This is a genomic window from Frankia sp. CgMI4 (assembly GCF_001756285.1).
Lineage (GTDB): Bacteria > Actinomycetota > Actinomycetes > Frankiales > Frankiaceae > Frankia > Frankia casuarinae.
This window is the reverse complement of the sequence record NZ_MAQZ01000067.1, coordinates 1-24,919: the sequence shown is the minus strand read 5'-3', so window position 1 is coordinate 24,919 and position 24,919 is coordinate 1. Positions and strand designations below refer to the sequence as shown.

Genomic DNA, 24,919 nt, shown 5'->3' with positions numbered 1-24,919 from the left:
CTGCTCACCGCCCGCAGCGAAGCCCACTCCCGCCGGGCCTCCAACGCCTCCGACTACCACCTCACCGGCCGGATGCGCTGCCCCCGCTGCGGCAAAACCATGCTCGGGACCCGCGCCACCGGCCGCCATGGCCGCAAATACCGCTACTACACCTGCTTCACCCGCAACCGCTACGGCTCCGACCGCTGCGACGCCCCCCGACTGGACGCCGACGCCATCGACCACGCCGTCCTCGAAGCCCTCGCCGACTTCTACCGCGAGCAGCACACCCTCATCGCCGACGCCGTCAAAAGGGCCCAGCAGGCCCACCGCAACGCCCGCGGTGACCTACGCACCGAACTCACCACCGTCGACACCGAACTCACCCAGACCAACCGGGCGATCGACCGCTACCTCACCGCATTCGAACATGGCACCATCGACGAAGAAACCATCGGGGAACGCCTCGCGAAACTCCGCACCCAACAGAAACAGCTCCGCAACCGCCACAGCGAACTGACCGATCAGATCGCCCGCGAACCCGTCACACCCGCCCCCGCCGCCCTCGACACCATCGCCGCGAACATCACGATCGTCATCAAGACCGGCACCAACCAGCAACGCAAAGCACTCATCGAAGCACTCATCGCCGAAGTCAAGATCAGCGGACCCGACCGGCTCATACCCGTCTTCCGCATCCCACAACCCGACCCCGACGACGACCAGCCACCCACCCTGACCGCCGTCGCAGCCCACCCACCAGCCACAACAGCCCCGAAGGGACCGGTTCGCGCAATGAATACCCGGGTGCGGGAGGGGGGACTTGAACCCCCACGCCCGAAGGCGGCAGATCCTAAGTCTGCTGCGTCTGCCATTCCGCCACTCCCGCGTCACCTCCAGAGTAGCGATCGCCTCACCTGGGGGGCGCTCCGCCTCCCGCCGGGTTATGCCCCGCATCCTCACCAGGACCGCGGACAACCGCGGACAACCGCGGACAACCGCGGACAACCGCGGACAACCGTGGACAACCGTGGACGACCGTGGGCAGCCGCGGGTAGCCATGGAGGCTGCCCCAGTCCGGCCACGAACCTTCGTAGTGAGCCATTCACGAGGTTTACCGGTATCGGCCGGGTTTGGTGGACGCCAGGGCGGACAGATATCGACAGTCCAGAGGGCTMACGCCGCCGGTCGCCGAGGCTCGTCCCGCGGTCGTCGGGACGACAACCGTGAGAGGGCCGTTGTCGTCAGCCTGACTCGCACGGCTATCCGACCGGCGGCAGGGTTGTTTCGCGCCGGTTTGGCCAGGACGACTGGGAGACGATTCATATGACCCTCACCGAGGTCCCGCGCTCCGCCCCCGCCGATGTTCCGCCCACCGGCGAGGCACCGGCACAGGTCGAGAGYCCGCCGGCCAAGATCAGGGCCAAGATCAGGGCCGAGGCCAACGTCAGGGCCGGGAACGAGACCGGGAACGAGGCCCAACGGCTGGTCGGCCCCGGCCCCCGCCACGCCGCCCAGCGTGCCCTCCTCGAACGGAACCGGGCGTTGAAGCTCATCGACACCGGTCGGGCGACGACCGCGGCCGTCTGCGCGGTCCGTGACACGGGCCTGCGGGTGAACGGCAGGCCGGTCGCCGAGGTTCATCTGCTCATCGAACGCCCCGGCGCGTGGGGCAACGTGTATCCGGTGGTGCGCAGCACGGTCCTTCCCGACCCGGACGTCGACCTGAGCGAGGCGGCGACGGCTTCGTCGGGCCGCCCGCGTCGTATCCCCGTGCTGGTCGATCCGCACCGTCCGGAGAACGTGCTGCTGGGCTGGGATCTGCGGCCGGCGAGCTGACGAAGCCGTCAACGAAGCGGCCGACGAAGCCTGCGGGATGGGTCGGCCAGGCGCCTCAGGGACGGTCCCGGTCAGGCGGCTGCGAGGCCCAGGTCGCGCAGCAGCTTGGCGACATGACCGGTCGCGCGGACGTTGTACTGCGCCACCTCGATCGTGCCGTCCGTGCCGATCACGAACGTCGAGCGGATCACGCCGATGGTCTTCTTCCCGTACATTGTCTTCTCGCCGAAGGCGCCGTACGCGGCGAGCACCTTCCGCTCCGGGTCGGAAAGCAGCGGGAACGTCAGGGCTTCCGTGTCGCGGAACTTCACCAGCTTGGCGGGCTTGTCGGGAGAGATCCCGAGCACGTCGATGCCGGCGTTGTCGAGCTGGGCGAGGCTGTCCCGGAAGTCGCAGGCCTGCTTCGTGCACCCCGGGGTCGACGCGGCCGGATAGAAGTAGACGACGACCCGCCGTCCCCGGTAGGACGCCAGGGACACCTCGTTCCCCTCGGAGTTGGGCAGGGTGAAGTCGGGTGCGATGTCGCCGGGGACCAGACGGGCGGCGTTGGCGGTCTCAGTCATGGCCCGAAAAGTAGCCGTGGCCCGCGCGGGACGGCAAACCCCCGGCGGACAGATCCCCAACGTGGCGAGGTTCGGGGGACCTGGGCACGGTCTGTGCACCGTGGACCGTGCCCAGGTCCCCCATCTGCTCAGGCTGCCCTGCTCAGGAGCCCGGTCAGGCTGCCGCGTCGACCGCCGCGCGGAAGCCCTCCGGGGTGAGCTGCTCCCCGGACAGCCGCTTGCCGTTGACGAAGACGGTCGGCGTGCCGGTGACGCCGGCCTTCGATGCGTCCTCGTCAACCTTGGCGACGTACCCGTCGTAGGTCCCCTCGTTGACCGCTTTCCGGTACGCCTGCGAGGTCAGCCCCGCTTTCGCTCCGAGCGTGATGAGCGTGTCGTTGGTGAAGCCGCCGGTGCGCTCCTCGGGCTGGTTCGCGTACAGCACATCGTGCAACTGCCGGAACCTGCCCTCGTTGGCGGCTGCCGCCGCCGCGTTCGCTGCCCGCTTCGACTCCGGCCCGATGAACGACATCATGTGGTAATCGATCTTGATTTTGCCGTCGTCAAGGAGCTTGCCGATGGTCGGCCCGGTTGTCTTCTCCAGCGTCCCGCAGATGGGGCACTGGAAATCCTCGTACAGGTCGACGGTGACCGGCGCGGACGCCTTGCCGACGACGATGCCGTGATCGGTGCCGGTGGCGCTCGCTGGCAGGACCACCGGCTTCGACTCCTCGCGGGAGTTCTGGACGGCGAAGCCAATCACGCCGACCAGGACGAGAACGGCCAGCACCACGCCGGTGATGATGCCGCGCCGCCGTCGCCGTTCCCGCGCTGCCGCCGCGGCCCGCGCCGCCGCGGCCTTGGCCCGTCGCTCCTGTCCGCTGACCGTCTTGCCTCCACTTGCCGGGGGGGTCGCGTCGGGCCTTGCGCCGCCGCCAGGGGCCCTACCGCCGGTTGTCAACGGTGCCTTCTTCGACTTCGCAGCCATCAGCGGTACTCCCGGAAAGATCGTTCACTGGTTGGTCGAGGAGACGGTCCACCGCCAGGTAGCCGCTCGGCCGCCAGGCCAGCAGCCCGGCGGCGGCGAGCAGCAGGCTGTCGCGGATCAGCTCGGAGGTGTAGTGCGTCGGGGCGTCGGCAGTGAGATCACCCCCAGAGGAGAAGCAGCCGCAGTCGATCCGCAGCCCCCGGGTGGCGGCCGACGCGATCGCTGCGATGTAGACGGCGAACATCACCGCGGACACGACGGCGGACAGCCGCACGGCGAGCCCCACGACGAGCAGCATCCCCAAGGCGATCTCCAGGAACGGGACGCCGTACGCGATCGGCTGCACGAGGGCATCGGGCAGGATGCGGAACGCCCGCACGGAGCGCACCATCCCGTCCGGGTCGTTGACCTTCAACAGCCCGGCGACCAGCCAGACCACGCCGAGGCCGAGGCGCAACACTGTGGAGACGGCGCGACTGGCCGGCTGCATGGGGGTGACAAGGCTGTAGGTGATCGGATTCAAGACCGTGCTTCTTCTGATCCGGACCGCTCGGCGGTCAGTTTGGGCAGGTCGTCGATGTATTCCTGGACGCTGGTCCCCGCCAGGTACAGCGCGCGGATCCTGTCATCCCGAGAGAAGACGATGACCTGGGCGCCATGGGTGACCAGAACGGAGCCGTCGGCCTGGACCTCCGGTTTCTCCAGGGGAACGCCCAAGGCCTCGGCCTCGGTACGGATCCGGTCGARCGGGCCGCGGACGCCGATGAAGGTTGCGTTGAACTGTTTAAGCCAACGGCTGAGGACCGCCCCCGTATCCCGATCAGGGTCGGTCGTCACGAAGACGACCGTCACCTGGTCACGCACGTCCGGTTTCACCTCGCCGAGTGCCGACGCGAGGTCCGCCATCGTGGTCGGGCAGACGTCCGGACAGTGGGTGTAGCCGAAGAACAGCATAGTGATCTTCCCCTGCGTGCGTGTGCGCAGGTCGAAGGGACGGCCGTCGGCGTCGGTGAGGTTGAGGGCCGGCTTGGCCAGCCGCCTGGCCGGGACGGTGCCGTGCAGGCTGCCGTCGCCGCCGTTGCCCACATCGACGATCTTCACTCCGGTGTCGGTTCCCGAGCCGGCGCAGGCGGTGAGCAGCGCCATCGAGGAAGCGACCAGGACCGTGGCAATGGTTCCGGCCAGCGCCGGACGGCGCCGCCGGGAGCGCGACGGGGGGAACTGTCCAGGCGGGGAACCGGCGTCGTGACGGGAACCCGTGTCGTGACGAGGATGGTGGACTGGGGACATGACGCTCCAGGGCAGGGCCGGGCAGGACGGATCGGGGCCACGGAAAACGTGTCCGCCTGACTGCGGCAGGTGCTGACGGTGGGAGTCGCCCGGGGCGACTCCCACCCGGGCCAGAGCACCGCTGGCCGTCGCGCACAGCGTTCAGCGTAATGTCCCGCCGGACGGATTCCGGTGTGCGGTTGCTTCCGCCTGTGGCGCCAGCTGCGCGGTGTCTGCGGCGCCAGCTGCGCGGTACGGAGACCGGGACCGGACGGGGCGAGACGCCGCGCGTCAGGGCGCCCGCGTGACGTGTCGCGCCACTGGCGGTTTGGTCTCGCCGGGCGGTGATGTGTCTGGCACGATCGTTGCAGGCCGGTCGCACCCGACGGAGATGTCCGTGGCGTCCATCGACGCCGATCGACGCCAGCCGCGGGAGCGCGTCCGYCATTCGCAACGGACGAGAGGGCGACATCGGTGCCGCAGGACCCGGCCGTGATCCAGCAACAGATCGAAGAGACCCGCGCCGAACTGGCGGAGACGATCGATTCCATCACGGAGATCGTCAGCCCGCGCCGCGTCGCCGAGCGGGCCCAGATGCAGCTGCGGGTGAAGACCGCCGAACTGCGCCACAGGTACGGTCCGGCCCTCGGGATCGGCCCGGGGCCGGCGCTTCCCGAACTGGAAGCCGGCGTCGGAGCCGATGGCGTGGACCGGCGGGGGGATGCGGGCACGCTGACCGGGGGTGCGCTGGACGGCAGGGCGGTGCCCGGCCCCTCTGGCGGCGCCACCGTGGTCCGGGTGGTGCGCTGGGAGCGGGTCGTTCTCGTGGGTGGAGGTGTGCTGCTCCTGGTGGGTGGGATCCGTCATCGCCGTCGTCGCCGGTCGTCCCGGCGCGGGTGAGCGGCCCGCCCGCCCGCCTGGGCCGCTCCCGGGCCGGTCGCGCCGACTCCCTGCCCCCGCCTACAGGTCGCCGGTGCGGCGCAGCCAGGCCAGCATGAGGATCCCCGGTAGCACCGGCAGCCAGAAGCTGATCAGGCGGTAGACGAGGACCGCGGTGAACATGGACGCCGCCGTACCGCCCGCGGCCGCGAGCCCGAAGGCCAGTGCCGGTTCGATCGCGCCGATGCCGCCGGCTGTCGGCGCCGCGCCGGCTACCATCGAGCCGATGAGGTAGACCGCGGCAACGGACAGCAACGTCATGCTGGTGCCGAATGCCCAGACCGTGCAGGCGAGCGCGAGGATCTGGAAGAAGCGTGTCCCTGTTTGGGACAGCAGCAGCAGCAGAGCCCGGCACGGGGAACGGGCGAGGATCTTCAGATGGGTGTCGAAGGCCCGCACCGCCGGCCGGGCCTTCGACCGGATCCGTGGATGGGCCACGGTGCCCGTCACGAGCGCGCAGACCGCCCCACAGCCGAGCACGAACGGCCCCGGCCCGAGCCCCTGGACAGTGGACCGCAGCGGGTTGGCCACGGCAGCCCCGATGCCCGAGTCGCTGAGGGTGCCGGCGACCAGGACGATGCCCCCGAGGTGCGCCACCCCGCCGGCCACCTTGATCGACGTGATGGCCGCCAGGGCCGCGGGACGCGTCATCCCGCGCCGTTCCAGGAAACGCAGATGGATCGCGATGGCCCCGAGACCCGCGGGCACGATCCGGTTCGCCGCCGCTGCCGCGACCTGSAGGCCGGTCACGGTGCGTAGCTCGATCCGCAGGCCGCTGGCCGCCCGCGTGGACAGGCCGTTGGCGAAGTAGAACAGGACCGAGGAGAGCGCGCAGATGACGAGCCAGTGCCAGCGGGGCGTGGGAACGCCGGCCAGCCGTGAGGCCATGTCGCCGCGGAAGCGCACGGCCAGGATGGTGAGGGGCACGGCGAGCACGCCGGCGAGCAGGACGTTGCGCCGCCGGGACCGGGACGATCGAACCGGTCCGAGACGGAGCGCGAGCGGTTCGGCGAAGACGTGGACGTCACCGGCCGGGGATGCGACGAGCTCGCCCCTCGGTGTCGTTGTAGAGCTCGGTTTCGTTGTAGAGCTCGGTGTCGTTGCAGCCACGTCGTCGGAGTTGTCGTCCGGGTGGGCACCGGGGCGTCGTAGTAGCTGCCGGGTCAGCACCACCGGCGGTGGAAGCGGGGGCGCGGGCGCGGCGGCGCTCTCGGCGCTGACAGCGCCGAGCAGGACCGGAGTCTCGATGACTACCCCCGTAGGATCGACAGGCGCGATCACGGTCGTGATGCAGAGGAGACGTACGTCACGGTACGCGGCTTGACGGTATGCGGCTTGGCTGAACAGCAGCTGAAGCAGTCTCATTGCCAACCTGGCCACCGGAAGTCGCGCGACGACGCTTCGGGAGGAATCGGTCGGCGGCCCTGGTCAGGAGCCGCAGACCGCCTCGATCGGATCCTGTTGGCGTGGCAGGTCGAACCAGACCTGCTTGCCTGACCCCCGGGTGTCCGGTACCTCGACGACACCCCACTGCATTGCCAGCGCGGCGACCAGATGCAGGCCCCGGCCCGACTCGTCGTCGTCGTGGGCGGGCTTCAGCACCGGCCACAGCGAGCTTCCGTCGTCGACCGCGATGCGGATCCGGTCGTTGCGCAGGGACAGTGTGAGGCACAGGGCGGCGCGGGCGCCGACGAAGCGCACCGCGTTCGTCACGACCTCACTGACGAGTAGCTGCGCGACCTCGACGGTCTCCGGGCGGCCCCAAGCGGCGAGCAGCTCGGTGACCAGCCGGCGGGCTCGGCTGGCGGCGCGGGGATCGGCGGGCAGGTCGAAGCGTGCGCTGAGAGCTTCGGCCACGCCTCACCTTCCGGGGGGTTGTCAGTCACGGTCGTCGTTCCGGTGCGGGGGTCTGCCGCGTCGCGTTACTGCCACCATGACCGCCCCCCCAAACCTGACCCTCTGTGGTCGTCGAGCCGGGCAACGGCCACGCGACGCATCTGGATACCGCGACCGGGACGTCCGGGCGACGCGACGCGCCGAGGACGGCATCGGCGCTTCCCCCGCCGGGGTGCCGGGCCGGGGTGGCAGGCCGTCCCAGCGGGGCGGGTCGGCCTGCCCCGCTGGGACGGCCGGGCGGGTGACCACGTCGGGGATGGCGTCAGATGACGTCGATGCCGTCCAGCACCGACTCGCGGCGAGCCATCCAGGCCCGCGTGACCTCGTCGACCGCGGTCTGGTCGATGCGGGCCGCCGCCGCCGACAGATCGCTGCGGGGGGACGGCACCATGTCCGCATCCGCATCCGCTCGCGCGGCTGTTCGCGGCATGGCAGCCCGACCGGGGTGTGACGAGTTCGGCGGGTCGATCCCAGGTTGCGCGTACCGGCTACCGTAGCCATGCGGTACACCACCGGTTCCGTCCGGGGCGCGCCCGTCGGGCGGGGTCGGGTTCCGATCGAAGGCCGGCCCGGGGTGGTCGGGACGGCCGATGGGCCGTGGGCCGGGCTGGTCCCTCGTCGGCTGCCCACCCGGTTCCGCGCGCCGCTGCGGTGCTCGGGGACGGTCTGCCCAGGCTCTCGCCCCGTTCCCCGCGGGGCGTCCCGGGGACTCGGCCGGGCCCGGCCGTCCGCGGTCGGGCTGTCCGCGGTGTGTGGATCCCGGCTGCATGGATCCCGACCGGGTGGATTCCGGCGGCGTCGGCCCCGGCTGGGGTGATGGCCGGCCCTGGTGGCGTCCGGGCCCCGGCAGCGCGGGACCGGGGTCCGACGGGCCGCCTGGCCCGGTTCCGGTGCCGGTCATCGAGCGCGGCGTCTCGACCCTGGCCGTGGCCATCTCGACCGGACCGGAGATCGAGGGAGCGGGCCGGGATGACGGCACGACGACATCGTCCCGGGCCACCGACGGGTTTACGGCCGGCGGGTAGCCGTCCGCGGCGGACCGGTCCCGGTCCGTGGGGTACCCGCCCGTCGGATACCGGTCCGAGGAGTATCCGTTGGGAGCATGTTGCCGCCCGCCGGGCAGTCGTGGCCGGGCACCGGTTGGCCGCGGAGCACCCCGCTGGGCGGGATGGGCAGCCGGGGGCGGGTAGCCCGAACGGTCGGAGTATCCGCCGGACGGCGGGTGGTCGGAGTCTGCCGGGGACCCCATGGGCAGGTGGGCAGCCGCCCCGGGCATCGGCTCGGGGAACTGTCCAGGAACCGGGACAGGCGGCCTGACCGGTGACTGTGGTGGCGGGGGTGACTGTGGTGGCGGGGGTGACTGTGGTGGCGGGGGTGACTGTGGTGGCGGGGGTGACTGTGGTGGCGGGGGTGACTGCGGTGCGGGCGGTCTGGCCGCGGGGCGAGCCGGAGGGAACATCCTGGCCTCGTCAACCGCCCGGCTGTCCGGTGCGGCGCCCGGCGACATGCCGGTGATCGCGATGATCGACGCGCAGGGCCAGAGACGGTCGCAGCTCAGGCAGAGGTCGAACTCATTCGGCTGATGAAGGTCGATGAGGGTGATCAGCGAGTGAATATGCTCGACGATCTTCGGGCCGACCAGGACCGGCCCACGGGCGATGACGTCGAGCTCCGAGCGCAGTCGCCCGTGATACTGCTCGACGTCAGCAAGGCGCGGATCCTCCATCACCGGCAGCATGCACCATAGCGGGCCAGCGGGCACGAAGGGTGTAGCCCGTTCGGGTTCACCGTCACCGCTGACTCACGTTCCGTTTCTGACTCGCGGTGCCAGACGCCGCTGATGGTTCCCTCTCCCTTACGTGCGGTGAGGGCGGGAAGTGGGTTCGCCGGGACGGGCCGCATGGTCATGCCGAGCCGGAGTCCGGACGGCGTGGCCGCGGGGAGGCGCTGATCGCAGATCAGGACCGGTCCGGCCGGACCTCGTCCGTGCGGCGGACCTGCCGCATCAGACCCTCCTGAAGCCTGGCGAACTCCTCGATGTAGGGACTTTCGACCTGCCCGGGGGCACCTCCGGGCTCCTTGCCCGGCGCGGACCGGTCGAACGGCTCGAAACCCGCGAACTGCCCGCCGGCACCCGGCGGCATGCGGTCGGGCTGGCCGTCGAACGCGGGATAGTGCCCACCCCCCGCCGCCTGAGCGCCCCGCTCGGCGGGTCCGTCGTACCCGGGTCCGTAGGAGGACGGCAGGCCGTTGCTGCTCTGCGGGACCGCACGGTCCGCGGCGTTGTCGAACGCCGGGTAGTGGGCACCGTTGGCCGAGGCCGCGCGGTCGGTGGGACCGTCGTAGGCGAACCCCGAGCCGTTGGGACTGCCGGCCCCGGGGCTGATCGAGAGCGGGGCGCCGCGCATGCTGTCGCCGGAGGTGTCCGGYTGCTCCGTGGAGAGGAACCCCTCGGATGCCGGGTAGATGCGGGCCGACAGGCTGACCGACATCGGGTCACTGCCGTAGGTGATGACGTCAACCTGGTCCTCCGCGCTGATGCCGCCGCTGCGGGCGAGATCGACGAAGCGGAACAGATCGGCCCACCGTAGCCCATCGAGGTCGACGCTGATACGCAGTGCCATGATCGTGCCCCATCCCTGAGGTTCGTTACGTGCCGACGGTTACCTGGGCGCCAACGGACGATCGAGGGGTGACCGGCTCGCCCCCGTCAGCGCCAGCCCGGGCGGCGATGGGCGGCAGCTTATACCGCGTTGGGAGACCATTCCCCATCCGGGGAGGTTCGGCTGGCTCTGCTCCGATAAGGCGAAGTGGGGGTATCGCGTTCTTCGTCGCGTCCCGTCACCCGAGGGCATTCCCGGGCGGAACGTTGGCGGGGAATCAGGACGGCCGGGCTGGCCCCTCCGGTGAGGAGGTGTGGGGTGCGTGGATGCCGGCCGGGAGGCGTGGAAAGTCTCGGCCGGCGGACGTGGTCGGTCGATCGGGCGGTCGTGAAATGCCGCCTGGGGTGTCACCGGTGATTGGAAGGCGGGTAGTGTCCGACCCTGTGAACGTTGTGTCCGGCGGTGTCAACGGGGTCGGCGCGGCTGGGGTGGGCACGCAATCGGGTGTCATGCAGTCCGGCGCGCTGCCAATCAGGCTCCTGCACGACCGCGTGCTGGTCGAGCCGCGTGAGGATTCCGTGGACCGGCGGTCGAAGGCGGGCATCGTCATCCCCCCGACCGCGCATATGGGGAAGCGCCTGTCCTGGGCGGACGTCGTCGYGGTGGGGACGGCCGTGCGGACCATCCAGGTTGGCGATCGGGTGTTGTTCGACCCCGAGGACCGGGCCGAGGTGGAGCTGCACTCGACCACCTACGTTCTGCTGCGGGAGCGGGACGTGCACGCCGTCGCGGCGGAGCGGTTGGACGACGGCCTGACGGGTCTGTATCTCTAGATCCGGCCGGTCGGCCCCCAGGCTTGCGTGGCCCTTTCCGACCATCCGATGACGGCGCGGCGTCCAGGTGGTGTACGGTGCCGCATCGATCGAGATGCGGGCGGTCCACCGGAGTCGTGATGTTTGATCATGGCTGTGGYGGGAGTGACACCGCGCCAGCCAGGCGCTGCCTGGCCTGACGCGGTTCCGCCCCGTATCCTTCGCTCGGCTCTGGAGATCCGCGTTCCGGCCGGGACCCTTGGATGTGGTGGAGGCACCCGGAAATGCGGACACAGGGCATCGCGTCACCTCAATCTTTGGGGTCACTGCGTACTGTAACCAGCCGATGTCCTGAGGTGCAGTGTTTCATGGCTCCTCACGCTCGGTCGAACCCAAGACCGATGGGTTGGCATACCCATTGGGTGAACGACGGCAGGGAAAGGAAGGAGACGCATGGCTCGTGACTTCGACGCTCGGCGAAGCACGGATGTCGAGGAGGACGAGCTCCAGGAACAGAGCCTGGAGACGCTCAAGGCGCAGCGCGCCGGTGCGGCGGCGGACCTGGGGGACGACATGGACGCCCTCGAGGCCGAGCTGGACCTTCCGGATGCGGAGGTGCGCGACGAGGAACTGTCGCTGCGGGTACTTCCCCGGCAGGCCGACGAGTTCACCTGCACTCGATGCTTCCTGGTGCAGCACCGCAGCCAGCTCGCAGACGTCCGTCACGTCGTCTGTTCGGACTGCGCGGCCTGAGGGCCGGGTCCCGGGGCGGGGTGTCCCTCGACGGCGGGCGGTGCGGACCGGTTGCCCGGTTGCCCGGTCGTCTGAGTAGGCGTACCACTACCTAGCGCGAGTTTGTCGCTGGGGGTGGTGCGGATGCTCGACGAACAGTCACCGATGTCCGGTTCCGTCCGGTCCCGTCCCGCCGCATTTGAGGGTCGACGGCCCCTCCGCCCGGAGGATGYCGCTCCCCGTCCCGGGGAGGAGGATCCCGCGGACGGTCCCGAAAGCCTGCCGCTGCTCCTGAACCGGTTCGTCCCCCCGCCGGCCCCGCCGGGTCATGTCGATCGACCACGGCTGCTCGACGCACTCGACGCCGCCACCGTCCTGCCCCTCACGGTGGTGCGGGCTCCGGCCGGCTCGGGCAAGACGGTGCTGGTCGCGGCCTGGGCCGCGGCCCGGCGGGGGGAGACGCCGATCGTGTGGGTGCGGGTCGATCCGGCGGTCGTCCCCGGCCCGCGTGGCGGGGGGCCGGGCCTCCCACTGTGGCCGCAGCTGCTGCACGGGCTGGGACGACACGGTCTGCTCCCGGCCGGTGAGGGCTTTGGGAGCCGGTACGGTCCCGCGGCCGACGATCTTTATGATCGGCGTTACCGACGGCTCGCCAACATCCTCGCCGACCTCCCGACGTCCTTCATACTGATCCTCGACGACGTGCATCTGATCACCCGGCGTTCGGACCTCGACGGCCTCGAACTGCTGATCGACGGGGCCGCGGATCGGGCCCGGATCATTCTGATGGGCCGGATGGTGCCCGTGGCGCTGCACCGGCTGCGGGCCRCCGGGTGGATCACCGAGATCGGTCCGGCAGATCTCGCCTTCACCCGGGCGGAGGCCGCCGCGCTCCTGKGCCGGCAGGAGATCACGGGCCGGCAGGAGATCACGGCGTCGCCCGCGACGGTGAGYGGTCTCGTGCACGTCACCGAGGGCTGGGCGGCCGGGCTGCGGCTGGCGGCCGGGGCGCTCGCCGCACGGGAACGACGRCCACTGCCGGGGGCGGATGGGCGGTGGGAAGCGGCCGTCGCATCCCCGTCCGGTGGCCTCGGTGACACGGCTGGTTTCTCCGGCGCCGTGGCCGGCCATCCCGCGATCGCCGATTTCCTGCGGGCCGAGGTGCTAGCCGGTAAGCCGTCGCCGGTACGCCGCTTCCTCCTGCGGACCAGTGTCCTGGAGCGCATGACCGGGCCGCTGGCGGACGCCGTCGCGGCCGAGCGGATGGACGCGGGCGTCCTGGCGGCGGCTACCGGCTCGCGTGCCGCGCCGGCACCCACGGTGGGCGCACGGGTGAGCGGGAAGGAAGTTCTGGCGGCACTCGCGCATGCCGACGGCTTCGTGGTCGAGCTCGACCACGACGGCGGATGGTTCCGCTTTCACCGGCTGCTTGCCGCGGTGCTGCGTTCCGCGTTGGCCGCGGACGGCGACGAGGACACCGCTGAGCTCCACTTGCGAGCCGCGATCTGGTTCGCCGCGCACCGTCGGACGACGGACGCGGTACATCACGCCGCGCATGCCGGGGATTGGTGGTACGCGGCCTGCCTGCTCGTCGATGGGACCGAGATGGTGGACGCCCTGCATGGCGGCGTCGCGGGGTTCAGCCCGATCATGACGGGGATGCCGGACTCCCCGGCCTCGTGGTCGCCGGAGTRCGCACTGGTCGCCGCCGTGGGCCGGCTGGGCCGGGGACAGGTGGGGGCGGCCACCAGATACCTGCAGGTGGCCCGGGGGAGCATCGCCGCGGCGGTCGTGTCCCGTCGTCGCGCGCTCGCGGTCCGGGCCGATCTCGTCGACCTGCGCCGGGCGGAGCTCGCCGGGGCGTGCGAGGAGATGCTGAGCATCACCCGCCGGTTGCTACGGTCCCCGGGCAGGCCGGGCGCCGTGCCGCAGCCGGTTGGTCCGGTGGTTGCCGGTGTGACGGGGCGGGCGGAGGCTGCGGGGAAGGGCCGGCCACGACCGCCCGCCGACATGCGGCCGCCGGGAGATCCCCGGTTCCTGCCCGCCGGCCCCGTCGGGGGCGCCGAAGGTCCCGGACGGGAGCCGGGCGGTGTTCGACGTGATCACGTCGGGGGAGACGTGGCCCGCCCCGGCTCCGTCGTCGGTGGGGCCCCGCCGGACCGCCCGGCCGGGATCGTCGCGCGATCGACCGGTGGTGGCGTGGATGGGGGCGTGGATGGTTCCGACAGGATCGCGGCAGCCGTGGCCTGGTGTGCGCGCGGGCGGGCGGAGCTCTGGCTCGGCCGTCCCGACCTGGCGCTGGAGGCGTTGCGGGAGGCGATGACGGCGGCCCGGGATACCGGTCTGCGGACGGTCGAGGCATCGGCGTCCGGGGCGATGGCTCTCGCCTACGTGCTACGGGGTCGGTTGCGGCAGGCCGAGTCCAGCGCGGCAGCGGCGGTCGCCACCGCCGCTGTGATCACTGCCAGCCCGGTCGATCCCACGGCCGTCCCCGCATCCTCGGATGGTCGGACCGACATGCCGGCAGGCCTGGTCGAGGCGCATCTCGCCCATGCGATGGTGGCGGCAGCCCGGGTCGACGACGTGCGTGTCACGCACCATCTCGACCTCGCGCGGATGGCCTTCACCCCGGCGCATCCTCCCTACCTGCTCGATCTGATCGTCGTGCTGGAGGCGAGGGCGCGATGCCGGCGTGGGGAGGCGGACGATGTGCGGGCTGCCCGCCGTCTCCTGGCGTCGCGAGGACGGCCGGCCGGACCGCCGCTGTGTCTGTCGCTGTGGCGCGCCGCCGAGACCGACCTGCTGATCGCCRTCGGGAACGCCCAGGCTGCCCGGCAGCTGCTGGGCCAGCTGGCCGACACCCGCCGGCCGGACCATGCTCTCGCGCTCGCGGCGGCCCGGGCGAACCTCGCGTGCGCTGATCTAGAGGGAGCGGAGCACGCGGTGGCGGCTCTGCTGCGGGCGGACGGTGGCGGAGGCGGTTCGGTGGTGTCGGCATGTGTGGTGGCAGCGGTGGCGGCCGCGCGGCGTGATGACCATGCGCGGGCCACCGACCTGCTGGCGCGTGCCCTCGCGCTCGCCGAGGACGAGGGACTCGCTGGCCCGTTCCTCGAATTCGGCGGCGAACCGTTGGCGATCTTGGATGCCCATCCCGGCCTCTCCGCCGCACATCCGTTCTTCGTGTCGACTTTGCGGGCCATGRCCACGACGGAGTCCGCCGCCGCGGTGAACCCGCGGACGCCGACCGACGGCGGACCGGTCATGGCCGTATCCGGGGCGGGGGTGCCGCCTCTGGGGGTGCCGCCTCTGGGGGCGGCCGGCCTGGAGGTGCCGAACGGGGGGACGCCGAGCGGGGGGATGCCGAGCGGAGAGGTGGCGGTGCCCGCGCCCGCGTGGCCGGCCACCCCACGTCGATCCGTCATGAGCGGGCGAATGGCACGTCCGGCCCTCATGACCCCCGCGGCGCGCTCGGCGCCGCCTGACCGTGACAGGCAGGGGGCCGACGTCCCGCGCGGCCCCTCCGGCCCCTCCGGCCCCTCCGGCCCCTCCGGCCCCTCCGGTCCGGCGGGCTACGGCCTTGGGACGGGAACAAGTCCGATCTCCCTAGGGCAGCCGGGGGCGCGTGAGCGCTCACCCGGTTCCAGGGACGGGCGGGGACCCGGTGCGGGTGGCCGGCTCAGCGACCGGGAACTCGCGGTCCTCAGCTATCTGCCGACGATGTTGACGACCACCGAGATCGCCGCCGAGCTCTTCGTCTCCGTGAACACGGTGAAGACGCACCTGAAGAGCATCTACCGCAAGCTCGACGTGCCACGGCGTCGCGACGCTGTACATCGCGCGCGCGAATTGCGTCTATTGTAAATAGTCATACCGTTTATCGTAAAAATAAATTTTAGGTGGGAGGTCAACGGTCCGGTGGTCGGGGCGCCGCGATCAGGATGACGGTGATTCAGTGAATCGCGGCGGGCACGGGGGTGGGTACCCTCCCCCCGAGCCGGGTCCGTCGTCCACTGCGTCCGCATAGCCGGCATCGGTGCGGTCGCTCTCCGTGTGACCGGGGCCCGTGTGACCGGCATCGAGGTAGCCGGCATCCCTCTGGATCCTGTTGGACCCGGGCTGCGGTGGGCCGTACCGGTATGTGCCGAACGCCGCCGTTCGTTCGATGCGCCRCCCGATCGGGCCGGGACCAGGCCCGATCGGTGTCCGCCCCGCTCCGCGGGTACGTGCGGTGGCCCGTGCCGGTGCCGGCAGGAAGGCGCGGAGCAGGCAGATCATCGATGTCACGATCCCCGTGATCATCAGGATCAGACCCAGAACCTGGAGATCCACTCCGGTGGTGTGCCAGGTGAGCGCGTAGCGCAGGATGGCACMCACCACGACCAGGAAGACCGACCGCCCCAAGGTCATCGCCTTCGTACCTCCGCCTCTCTCCTACCGTGGCTTTGGTCTCCTGCTGTGGCTTCGAYCTGTGGCTTCGGCCGGTCGATGATCGGTGCATGGCCACATCGCGCCCCGGCCGCGCTCGATGGTGTCCGCGCTCGATGTGTCGTCGTCGTGGAGCGGCACCATGGGATGGGTGGTCCGTGCGGGGAGCGGAGARCTCCACCCCTCCGGGGCGGGCCGCGGACCGCTGGCGAAACCGTGCACTGCCGCCGTGGATACCCTGCGTGACCAATGTTCATGCTGTCGATGTCGGTCGGGATCCAGGGCTCACCCGCGCCGGAGGACGTTTTCCGGCTTCTTTCGCGGCCGCGATCGAGGCCGGGGGAGCCAATCTCGTACTTGTGAGGTAGCCCCGACGGGCGGTGCCAGCGGGAGGGAAAAATCACCTCGAGCCACTGCCGGGGGGCCGCCGGACGCCGTCATCCCAAACGTTTACGTGCGTTAAGGTCGCGTTTTCCCCGGCTGAGCCGAAGATGCGGGGTGAGTGTGATCGGGGGGGCGTGGGCGACTGCTGGCGTAGCGAGGGAGGTGGGCCCTACGCTTGCCGAACCTGTCCAACTTCGCCGGAAATCAACCTGGCGGCATCGTCCCTAGCGGACGAGGCCTGGCGTCGGTTCTGAGTTCTGACCCCCCCCGGAGGCACGTGTGACCGACCGAGTTTCCCGCCCGCATGATGTTATCGGTGAGGACGCACTACATCGGCCGCGAATTGGCGTGACCGTCGACACATCCGCCGAGGCCGCTGCGGCGGGCCGGGTCGCGAGGCGTGTCTCCGCGAGCTCACCCGCACCGCTGACCCCGCCGCACCGCTCGCCGGCCACCCGGCATTCCGCCGCCACCGGCGCCGGTGCGGGGCGACCGCTGCACCAGCGCTCCGGCCCGCCGGGGAGCGGCGTGCCGATGGGCGGCTCGCCGATGGGCCGCGGCGACGTGCCGAGCGCCACCGGCCGCGCGGTCCCGGCCGGTGGCCCGCCCGTCCGGTCCGCTCCGGTGGCGCGTACCGCGCCGATGCCGCGGGACCTGGCTCTCGGCGCGGCCGAGCTGCGCGGCATCCTGCGCGTGGTGGAGGACTGCGAGCGGGCGTCGTCGCTGGCATCCTTCCGCGAGCTCGCCCTGGACGGCATGGCCCGGCATCTCGGTTACCGGCATTCCGCCTTCTTCCTGGGCTCCTCGCTCGAGACCGCCTTCCAGGACGCCCGGCCCACCGGTCGCGGGCTGGCGCTTCGACTCGCGGGCCCCTACCTGGAGCGTTACCGGGAGCTGGAGGCCCTCAGCAATCCGGACAGCCTGCGTTCGGTCCGCGAGCGGGGGCTCGCCACCCTTGACGATCTCGGCGTCCCGGAACGCCCGGAGGTGCGGATGCGCCTGGAGCGGTTTCTGCGGGCACACGGCATCCACGCGAAGCTGCTCATCCGCCTGTTCGGTCCGTCGAACGTGGGCGCCGTGGTGTCCCTGCTGGATTCTCGGCCGGGCGCGTTCGGACCGCGGGACCGCGCCGTCGGGGCAGTTCTCGGGCGGCATCTCGGTAATCTCCTGCGTTTCTACATCCGGGCGGACCCGGGCCCGTCGGTCGCGGGCAAGCTGTCGGCGCGCGAGCGCGACGTCGTCCGTCTCGTCGCCGAAGGCCGTTCCAACCGCCAGGTCGCCGAGGCGCTGTGCATCAGCATCGACACGGTCAAGCACCATCTCACCCATGCGCTCGTGGCGACGGGGTGCACGAACCGGACCCAGCTGGCGATCGCGTGGCAGCGGGAGACGAGCGCGTTCGCGGCCCCCGGCAACCCGCGGCCCTGAAACTGTGACGTCATAAGGTCATGAGGCCGCTGCCGTGGATGTTCGATCGGTGGGATCCGTGGGATCCGCGGCGGTGCCGATGATCTACGACCTCAGATTCGAGCCGCGAACCCCGGTGCGCCACCGCGCGGGACGCGGTCGCCGGCACCTGATCCTCCGATGACGGCGATCATGATCGACCTCTCCATCGGGGCYGCCGGCATTTCGGCGCGAAGGGATGAGGCGAGAGGCCGGTCCCGATGATCGAGCAGTGGCGGGAACGGACACCCTGCGTGTCCGTTCCCGGTGCCGACGGCCGCGTGCCGATGATCCCACCCGGGTGACAAAGCCGGTCCGTGGTAATCGATCTGGCCTCGCCTGACCGGTCCCGAGGGTCATGTCCTGCACGCCCCGCGACGACTGTCGCTTATTGTGGCTGAAATGTTGCCATTGGCATCCCTATTGAGGTCGTTGCCGGAAAGTTGATCGGATAAGCTTGCGATCGACGGCGCGCTGTKACTAGGTTGGCCGATGTCCCTTCTGGTCCGCATGGGGTCTGAAGGAGTCAGTCTCCGTCCGTCAGCGCCTGACCCGGCCGGCGGCGACCACGATCGATTTTCAGGACGGTGTCCGCCCGTGGTTCCATACCTCCCGGGGCGTCGTCCTCGCATCCGATTTCTCCAGGCCCTGCGCGTGCGGGCGTGTGTTGCCGGAAAGTAGCCACATCTGTTCATCGCCGCATTAGATGATCGATTCTGAAGAGAAACCGCCGCGACCGGCGACCGGGATAGCGACCTGCGTGATACTCATTCGTAACCTCCATCGATGGCCGCAGCGATTGATGACGTCGCCCGGTGCACACCCCTGCGGGCTCTGTGTAATCCCGATCCGCGACATCGTCATCGATGTCCGGCGGTGGGCGAGCCGGCGACTGGATGTCGTCCGAACCTGGTCACGGCGACCGCGCCAGTGGTCCGATGGGCCCACGATCACCGCTGTGGTCCGGCACCGCGCAATGATCCCAACCGAGCCGGCTAGTATTCCGCGCACGTTGRCAATCCCGTGTCGGCTAATCGGATGCGGCCGCCGTGGGACCGGGGGACACCAGTTCCGCGACAGCCTGTTGGGGGTTGGTTCGTTTTTCGCATACTCAGGGCGGATGCGGCTTCCCGGATGTCTGCCGTCCCGACGGCACTGACCAGGAGGTCTGGATGGTGYGGGCGGTCCTGTCGTCCGAAACAAGTCGATCATGCTGGTTCGGTGGGTGAGTTCCATGGCCTCGATGCGCCGCCGCGACGATCGTGCGGCAGCGGACGCGCTGCCGGCCACGGGTCTGCCGGCTGCCCGCCTGCCCTTGAGGTGCCCGCCCACGCGGACCAGCGATTACCCGCCCATCCGGACCAGCGATTGCCCGCCCATGCGGACCAGCACAGCTCCCTCAGCCTCTGCCCCCTCAGCGCCCTGYCTCAGGCGGGGACCGGTCGGGAGGACCAGCCGATGACCACTGCACCCAGCGCGTCACCCGTGGCCTCGCCGGCCAATCCCGCCGACCGCGATCCGCTCGACGCCCGCGAGCTGGTCGTGGTGATCACGCCGTTCGCCGAACCGTCCGCGTCCCTGGTCGCCGCGGTGCAGCGGGCCGGAGGGCTCGGGGTGCTGGATCTCGGGCTGCTGGCCGGACCGGCGCGTGATGCGCTGCGGGACGCCGCGCGGTGGGCGCCGGGCCGGTTCGGGGTGCGGGCTGCCCCCGGCTGCCCCCTCGATCCCGACGAGCTGCCCGCGAGCGTCGGGACCGTCGTACTCGTCGCCCGATCCGGTCCGGATCCCCGATCCGGCCCCGTCGCGTGGGCGGATGCCGGGCCGGGCCCGGGGAGCCGCTGGGACATCGGCGCGCTGACGAGCCGGTGGCGGACGAGCGGGCCGCGTGGAGAGGCGCGGCGCCGGGTCTGGGCGGAGGTCACCTCGGTTGCGCAGGCGCGCGACGCGGTGGCGGCGGGGGTCGAGGGACTGATCGCGCGAGGCAACGAGTCCGGGGGGCCTGTGGGCGACCTCACCACCTTCACCCTCCTGCAACATCTGCTCGCGCAGGCGTTCGTCACCACCGAGGGCGCGCCGCTGCCCGTGTTTGCCGCTGGCGGGATCGGTCCGGCCACCGCGGCGGCCGCGGTGGCCGGCGGCGCGGCCGGTGTGGTCCTGGACTCCCAGCTCGCCCTGGTGCGTGAGATGGAGCTGCCGGCACAGGTCGCGGCGGCGATCCGCGCGATGGACGGCAGCGAGACCACCCTCCTCGCCGGCTACCGGGTGTACACCCGCCCCGATCTGCCCGTCGCCGCCATGACGGGCGCCGCCATGGCCGGCGCTGCCACGGCGATCCCGTTCCGGCTGGGTGCGCGTGATCTGCGTAACCAGTTTCTCCCGGTCGGCCAGGACGGAGCGTTCGCCGCCGATCTCGCCGACCGCCACGTGACCGCGGGCGGTGTCGTACGGGCCGTGCGTCAGGGCATCCGCGAGGGCATCGCTGCCGCCGCCCGTACCCGTCCCCTCGCCCCCGGTGCGCCCTTCGCCGCTGCCCGCGGCCTGCGCCACCCGGTCGCGCAGGGACCGATGACGCGGGTCAGCGACCGGGCGGCGTTCGCTCATGCCGTCGCCGACGAGGGCGGGCTGCCTTTCCTCGCCCTGGCGCTGATGAGCGGCGAGGACAGCCGCGCCCTGCTGGAGGAGACCGCGGACCTGCTCGGGGACGCGCCCTGGGGGGTCGGGGTCCTCGGGTTCGCCCCGGCGCCGCTGCGGGCCGCCCAACTCGCCGCCGTGCATGACGTGCGTCCTGCCTGCGCGATCGTCGCCGGAGGTCGCCCGGCACAGGCGGCCCCGCTGGAGGCCGCCGGCATCGACACGTTCCTGCATGTCCCGTCCCCGGGGCTGCTGAACCGTTTCCTGGCCGACGGCGCGCGCAAGTTCGTCTTCGAGGGGCGTGAATGCGGCGGGCACGTCGGGCCGCGGGCGAGCTTCCCGCTGTGGGAGGCGCAGATCGCCGGCCTGCTGGAGTTCGGCACGACCGATCAGGCCGGTCCGGACTTCTTCGCGGGCCTGCATCTGCTGTTCGCCGGGGGCGTGCATGACGCCCGTTCCGCTGCGATGGTCGCCGCGGCGGCCGGGCCGCTCGCCGAGCGGGGCGCGAGCGTCGGCGTGCTGATGGGCACCGCGTACCTGTTCACCGCCGAGGCCGTCGCGTCCGGGGCGATCCTGCCGGGTTTCCAGCAGGCCGCTCTCGACTGCGAGCGCACCGTGCTGCTCGAGACCTCTCCCGGTCATGCCACCCGGTGCGTGGAGTCCGCGTACGTCCACACCTTTCTGGGCCGTCGCCGTGAGCTGATCGCCGCCGGCAACTCCCGCCAGCAGATGTGGGAGGAGCTCGAGGCGCTCAACCTCGGCCGGCTGCGGGTCGCGAGCAAGGGCCTGCGCCGTGAGGGCAGCGAGGTCGTCACGGTCGATCCCGCGACCCAGGCCCGGGACGGCATGTACATGATCGGACAGGTCGCCGCCCTGCGTTCGCGGCGGACGAGCATCGCCGAGCTGCATGACGAGGTCACCGCGCAGGCCACGGCCGGGCTCGCCGCCCGCTCCGCCGAGCTGCGCTCCGCCGAGCCGCGGCCCGCCGACAGGAGCGCGGCGCCCGGCCGCCCGGCCGCCCGGCCGCTCGACATCGCGATCGTCGGGATGTCCGCGATCTTCCCGGACGCCCCGGACCTGGCCAGCTTCTGGGCGAACATCGTCGCCGGCAACGACGCCATCCGCGAGGTCCCGGCCGATCGCTGGGATGCCGAGGTCTACTACCACCCGGACGCGGTGCTCAGGGACGCTGGCCGCAGGACGCCGTCGAGATGGGGCGGTTTCCTCCCGCAGGTGCCGTTCGACGCGCTGGCCTACGGTATCCCGCCGAAGTCGCTGCGCAGTATCGAGACCAGCCAGCTCCTCGCGCTGGAGGTCGCCGCCCGCGCGCTGCGCGGCGCCGGGTACGACGCGGGCCAGAAGGACGTGGGCCAGAAGACCGCCGGCGAGAGTCGGGCGTTCGACCGCTCCCGCACGTCGGTGGTCTTCGGCACGGAGGCCGGGACGGATCTCTCCGGTGCCTACAGCTTCCGCTCCCTGTGGCCGGCGCTGCTCGGGGACCTGCCGGCCGAGCTGGAGGAGTTCCTGCCGGAGCTGGACGAGGACTCGTTCCCGGGCATGCTCGCGAACGTCATCGCTGGCCGGGTCGCCAACCGGCTGGACCTCGGCGGGGTGAACTTCACCGTGGACGCGGCCTGCGCGTCGTCGCTCGCCGCCCTCGACGCCGCCTGCAAGGAGCTCGTCGCGGGCACCTCGGACATGGTGCTGTGCGGCGGCGTGGACACCCACGCGGGCGCCCACGACTTTCTGCTGTTCTCCTCCGTCCATGCGCTGTCTCCGGGCGGTCGGTGCCGCAGCTTCGACGCGGGCGCCGACGGCACCAGCCTCGGTGAGGGGGTGGCCGTCGTCGTGCTCAAGCGGCTCGCGGACGCCGAACGGGACGGCGACCGGATCCACGCCGTCATCCGGGCCGTCRCCGGTTCCTCCGACGGGCGGGCCCTGGGGCTGACCGCGCCGCGCAAGGCCGGCCAGGTGCTCTCCCTGGAACGGGCCTACGGGCGGGCGGGGATCTCGCCCAGCGAGATCGGTCTGCTGGAGGCGCACGCGACCGGAACGGTCGTGGGGGACCGCACCGAGCTCGCCACCCTCACCGAGGTCTTCACCAACCACGGTGCGACGCCGGGCCAGTGCGCGGTGGGTTCGGTGAAGTCGCAGATCGGGCACACGAAGTGTGCGGCGGGCCTGGCCGGTCTGATCAAAATGGCCAAGGCCGTCGAGACCGGGGTACGGCCGCCGACCCTGCACATCGACACGCCGAACGCCTATTGGGACGCCGAGAGCAGCCCGTTCTACTTTGACGACGTCGCCAAGCCGTGGGTTGCCCCGGCCGAGCGGCGCCACGCCGGCGTGTCGGCCTTCGGATTCGGCGGCACCAACTTCCACGTCGTGCTGTCCGCCTATGACGGCGGGCCCGAGCCCGCCCACGGCCTCGACAGCTGGCCCGCGGAGTTGTTCGTCGTCCGCGGCACCGACCGGGTGGCGGCCACCCGGGCGCTGGACCGGCTGGCCGAGCTGATCGTCGCGAACGACGCGGCCGGACGGCCGTTCCGTCTGCGTGACCTCGCCTCCACCGTCTGCGCGGAACGCGGCGGCCCGGTCCAGCTCGCGTTCGTCGCCGGCGACCTCGACGCGCTGCCCACCGCCATCGACCAGGCGCGCACGTTCACGTCGAACCCTCGGGCGGGTCTGTTCGTCCGGGACCAGGACGCGGATCCGGGTGCCACCGCGTTCCTCTTCCCCGGTCAGGGCAGTCAGCGGCCCGGCATGCTCGCCGACCTGTTCATCGCCTTCCCACGGCTGCGGTCCGTGCTGGACCTCGCCCCCCGGTGGGCGGACACGATGTTCCCGCCGGCGGCCTTCTCCCGGGAGCAGAAGGCCGCCCAGGCGGCCGCGATCACCGACACCCGTGCGGCCCAGCCGACGCTGGGGCTCGCCGGGCTTGCCGTCCACGACCTGCTGACCAGCCTCGGGGTGCGCCCGGACCACGTCGCCGGGCACTCCTACGGCGAACTGGTCGCGCTGTGCGCCGCCGGGGCGCTGGACCGGCGGGACCTCATCGGCCTGAGCGAGGCCCGTGCCGCGGCGATCCTGGCAGCCGCTGGCGACGACCCGGGCACGATGGCGGCGGTCTCCGCGTCGGTCGAGCAGGTCCGCGCCGCGCTCGACGGGGCCGTTACGGGTGGAGAGGCCGGACCGGGCCGGGTCGTCGTGGCCAACCACAACGCCSCGCGGCAGAGCGTGATCTCCGGGCCGACGGACGCCRTTGCCGCCGCCGTGGCGGCTCTCGGCCGGGCCGGCATCAGCGCCAAGCCGATCCCGGTCGCGTGCGCCTTCCACAGCCCGGTGGTGACGGAAGCGGCGACGGCGCTGGCCGCCCGGCTCGATGAGGTCGAGGTCGAGGCGCCGACCCTGCCGGTCTGGTCCAACACGACCGCCGGGCCCTACCCCGGCAGCCCGGACGAGGTGCGGGCGACGCTCGCCGGTCAGGTGGCGGCGCCGGTCAGGTTCGTCGAGCAGATCGAGGCGATGTACGCCGCGGGGGTGCGGACCTTCGTCGAGGCCGGGCCCGGCCGCGTCTTGGCGCAACTCGTCGGCAGAATTCTGGCCGGTCGACCGCACCGGGTGGTGGCCACCGACGTCGCCGGCGAGCCGGGGCTGCGCCGGTTGCTGCTGGCCCTCGCCGAGCTCGCCGCCGTCGGCGTCGAGCTCGACCCCTCCGCGCTGTTCACCGGCCGCGACGCCCGGGTGGTCAGCGCGACGGACCTGCCGCGCCGTCCCGGCTGGCTCATCGACGGGGCCTATGTGCGCACGCCCGACGGCCGGTTCCTTCCTGGTGGGCTGCGGCCGCCGACCCGGCTGACGGTGCGGACGACGTCACCCGGGGTCGCCTCCGTGCCCGGGGCCGCATCCGTGCCCGAGATCGTCGGCGTGCGCGGGTTCGTCGAGGACACCGTGGCGCCGGCTCCCCCGTTCGACCGCGCCGGCGTGACCGACCACAGCGAGACGACCGACGACCCTGCGGCGGGGCCCGCCGGACTGGCCGAACTTGGAGGTGACGGACCGGTGGACGCCGTGGTGCTGGAGTTTCTGCGGACCACCCGGGAACTGGTCGCGGCGCAACGTGACGTCGTACTGGGCTACCTGGGCATCGACCCGACCGGCCTGGCCCGGCCCGGCCAGCTCCCCGAGGGGCGGCCGGCGGATCTTGTGCGGCCGCGGCCGGGGGTCGTGTCTGACGACGTGCCGGGCTTCGTGCCGCCGCGGCCGGGGGTCGTGTCTGACGACGTGCCGGGCTTCGTGCCGCCGCGGCCGGGGGTCGCGTCTGACGACGCGCCGGACATGGCTGCCGCGAGTCGGGTGGTGCTGGACCGGGCCGCGGTGTCGGCCGCGGTGGTGGGGGTGATCGGGGAACAGACGGGTTATCCGGTGGAGATG

At 71.7% G+C, this 24,919-nt stretch carries 16 protein-coding genes, 1 tRNA gene and 1 pseudogene; 9 read left to right on the top strand and 9 right to left on the bottom strand.

Annotated elements, in window-relative coordinates; genetic code table 11:
* Positions 1–72 precede the first annotated feature (72 nt).
* Positions 73–231 (top strand): annotated as a pseudogene (locus tag Manayef4_RS26470) (zinc ribbon domain-containing protein); the annotation flags it as partial.
* A gap of 556 nt (positions 232–787) precedes the next feature.
* Here Manayef4_RS26470 and Manayef4_RS11000 read toward each other — a convergent pair.
* Positions 788–868 (bottom strand) — tRNA-Leu (locus Manayef4_RS11000).
* Positions 869–1,305: 437 nt separating this feature from the next.
* Here Manayef4_RS11000 and Manayef4_RS10995 point away from each other — a divergent pair.
* A complete protein-coding gene (locus tag Manayef4_RS10995; RefSeq protein WP_011435363.1) occupies positions 1,306–1,818 on the top strand; it encodes a hypothetical protein in 513 nt (170 codons plus the stop codon).
* A 71-nt stretch (positions 1,819–1,889) separates the two neighbouring features.
* Here the strand turns inward: Manayef4_RS10995 and bcp are convergent, their stop codons facing one another.
* The 4 genes from bcp to Manayef4_RS10975 all read right to left on the bottom strand — a co-directional run bounded on the left by bcp (position 1,890) and on the right by Manayef4_RS10975 (position 4,638).
* Positions 1,890–2,381, bottom strand: a complete 492-nt coding sequence (gene bcp, locus Manayef4_RS10990) for a thioredoxin-dependent thiol peroxidase (protein WP_070131516.1) — start codon at positions 2,379–2,381, stop codon at positions 1,890–1,892.
* 154 nt (positions 2,382–2,535) lie between these two features.
* Complete coding sequence (locus Manayef4_RS10985; RefSeq protein ID WP_011435365.1) at positions 2,536–3,348, bottom strand: thioredoxin domain-containing protein; 813 nt, start codon at positions 3,346–3,348, stop codon at positions 2,536–2,538.
* Positions 3,305–3,871, bottom strand: a complete 567-nt coding sequence (locus Manayef4_RS10980; protein ID WP_023841031.1) for a MauE/DoxX family redox-associated membrane protein — start codon at positions 3,869–3,871, stop codon at positions 3,305–3,307. Before Manayef4_RS10980 ends, Manayef4_RS10985 begins: the two co-directional genes overlap by 44 nt.
* Entirely contained in the window at positions 3,868–4,638 is a 771-nt protein-coding gene (locus Manayef4_RS10975; protein ID WP_070131515.1) for an SCO family protein, read from the bottom strand. The genes Manayef4_RS10980 and Manayef4_RS10975 overlap by 4 nt, the downstream gene beginning before the upstream one ends.
* 453 nt (positions 4,639–5,091) lie before the next feature.
* On the opposite strand from Manayef4_RS10975, the gene Manayef4_RS10970 reads away from it, so the two are divergent.
* The gene (locus tag Manayef4_RS10970; RefSeq protein ID WP_011435368.1) at positions 5,092–5,517 is read left to right on the top strand and encodes a DUF3618 domain-containing protein; all 426 of its coding nucleotides are present in this window, start codon (positions 5,092–5,094) and stop codon (positions 5,515–5,517) included.
* 60 nt (positions 5,518–5,577) lie between these two features.
* Here Manayef4_RS10970 and Manayef4_RS10965 read toward each other — a convergent pair whose 3' ends face one another.
* From Manayef4_RS10965 to Manayef4_RS26365, 3 genes are all read right to left on the bottom strand, one after another.
* Complete coding sequence (locus Manayef4_RS10965; protein WP_011435369.1) at positions 5,578–6,921, bottom strand: YbhN family protein; 1,344 nt, start codon at positions 6,919–6,921, stop codon at positions 5,578–5,580.
* 63 nt (positions 6,922–6,984) lie between these two features.
* On the bottom strand, positions 6,985–7,413 hold the full coding sequence (locus Manayef4_RS10960; RefSeq protein ID WP_070131514.1) for an ATP-binding protein: 429 nt from the start codon (positions 7,411–7,413) through the stop codon (positions 6,985–6,987).
* Between the two features lie 301 nt (positions 7,414–7,714).
* A complete protein-coding gene (locus tag Manayef4_RS26365; protein ID WP_023841030.1) occupies positions 7,715–7,843 on the bottom strand; it encodes a hypothetical protein in 129 nt (42 codons plus the stop codon).
* Positions 7,844–8,219: 376 nt separating this feature from the next.
* Here Manayef4_RS26365 and Manayef4_RS10955 point away from each other — a divergent pair, with 376 nt between their 5' ends.
* A complete protein-coding gene (locus Manayef4_RS10955) occupies positions 8,220–8,477 on the top strand; it encodes a hypothetical protein (RefSeq protein ID WP_023841029.1) in 258 nt (85 codons plus the stop codon).
* A 933-nt stretch (positions 8,478–9,410) separates the two neighbouring features.
* On the opposite strand, the gene Manayef4_RS10950 is transcribed toward Manayef4_RS10955, so the two are convergent.
* Positions 9,411–10,076, bottom strand: a complete 666-nt coding sequence (locus Manayef4_RS10950) for a hypothetical protein (RefSeq protein ID WP_011435372.1) — start codon at positions 10,074–10,076, stop codon at positions 9,411–9,413.
* A 422-nt stretch (positions 10,077–10,498) separates the two neighbouring features.
* Here Manayef4_RS10950 and Manayef4_RS10945 point away from each other — a divergent pair, with 422 nt between their 5' ends.
* From Manayef4_RS10945 to Manayef4_RS10920, 5 genes are all read left to right on the top strand, one after another.
* Positions 10,499–10,888, top strand: a complete 390-nt coding sequence (locus tag Manayef4_RS10945; protein WP_070131513.1) for a co-chaperone GroES — start codon at positions 10,499–10,501, stop codon at positions 10,886–10,888.
* Between the two features lie 432 nt (positions 10,889–11,320).
* Positions 11,321–11,620 carry a DUF4193 family protein gene (locus Manayef4_RS10940; protein WP_011435374.1) on the top strand — a complete coding sequence of 100 codons (300 nt, stop codon included), beginning with the start codon at positions 11,321–11,323 and terminating at the stop codon, positions 11,618–11,620.
* A gap of 144 nt (positions 11,621–11,764) precedes the next feature.
* On the top strand, positions 11,765–15,460 hold the full coding sequence (locus Manayef4_RS25945; protein WP_254665581.1) for a LuxR C-terminal-related transcriptional regulator: 3,696 nt from the start codon (positions 11,765–11,767) through the stop codon (positions 15,458–15,460).
* A 1,296-nt stretch (positions 15,461–16,756) separates the two neighbouring features.
* Positions 16,757–17,836 (top strand): LuxR C-terminal-related transcriptional regulator, encoded by a 1,080-nt coding sequence (locus tag Manayef4_RS10925; RefSeq protein WP_235462948.1) that lies wholly within the window; start codon positions 16,757–16,759, stop codon positions 17,834–17,836.
* Between the two features lie 1,476 nt (positions 17,837–19,312).
* On the top strand, positions 19,313–24,919 hold a 5,607-nt coding region (locus Manayef4_RS10920), incomplete at its 3' end, for a type I polyketide synthase (RefSeq protein ID WP_070131517.1).

What these genes read in the sequence shown, in the direction of transcription:
- Manayef4_RS26365 (WP_023841030.1), bottom strand. Translation starts at nt 7,843, where the DNA reads ATGGTGCCGTCCCCCCGCAGCGATCTGTCGGCGGCGGCGGCCCGCATC.
- bcp (WP_070131516.1), bottom strand. Translation starts at nt 2,381, where the DNA reads ATGACTGAGACCGCCAACGCCGCCCGTCTGGTCCCCGGCGACATCGCA.
- Manayef4_RS10940 (WP_011435374.1), top strand. Translation starts at nt 11,321, where the DNA reads ATGGCTCGTGACTTCGACGCTCGGCGAAGCACGGATGTCGAGGAGGAC.
- Manayef4_RS10985 (WP_011435365.1), bottom strand. Translation starts at nt 3,348, where the DNA reads ATGGCTGCGAAGTCGAAGAAGGCACCGTTGACAACCGGCGGTAGGGCC.
- Manayef4_RS10955 (WP_023841029.1), top strand. Translation starts at nt 8,220, where the DNA reads ATGGATCCCGACCGGGTGGATTCCGGCGGCGTCGGCCCCGGCTGGGGT.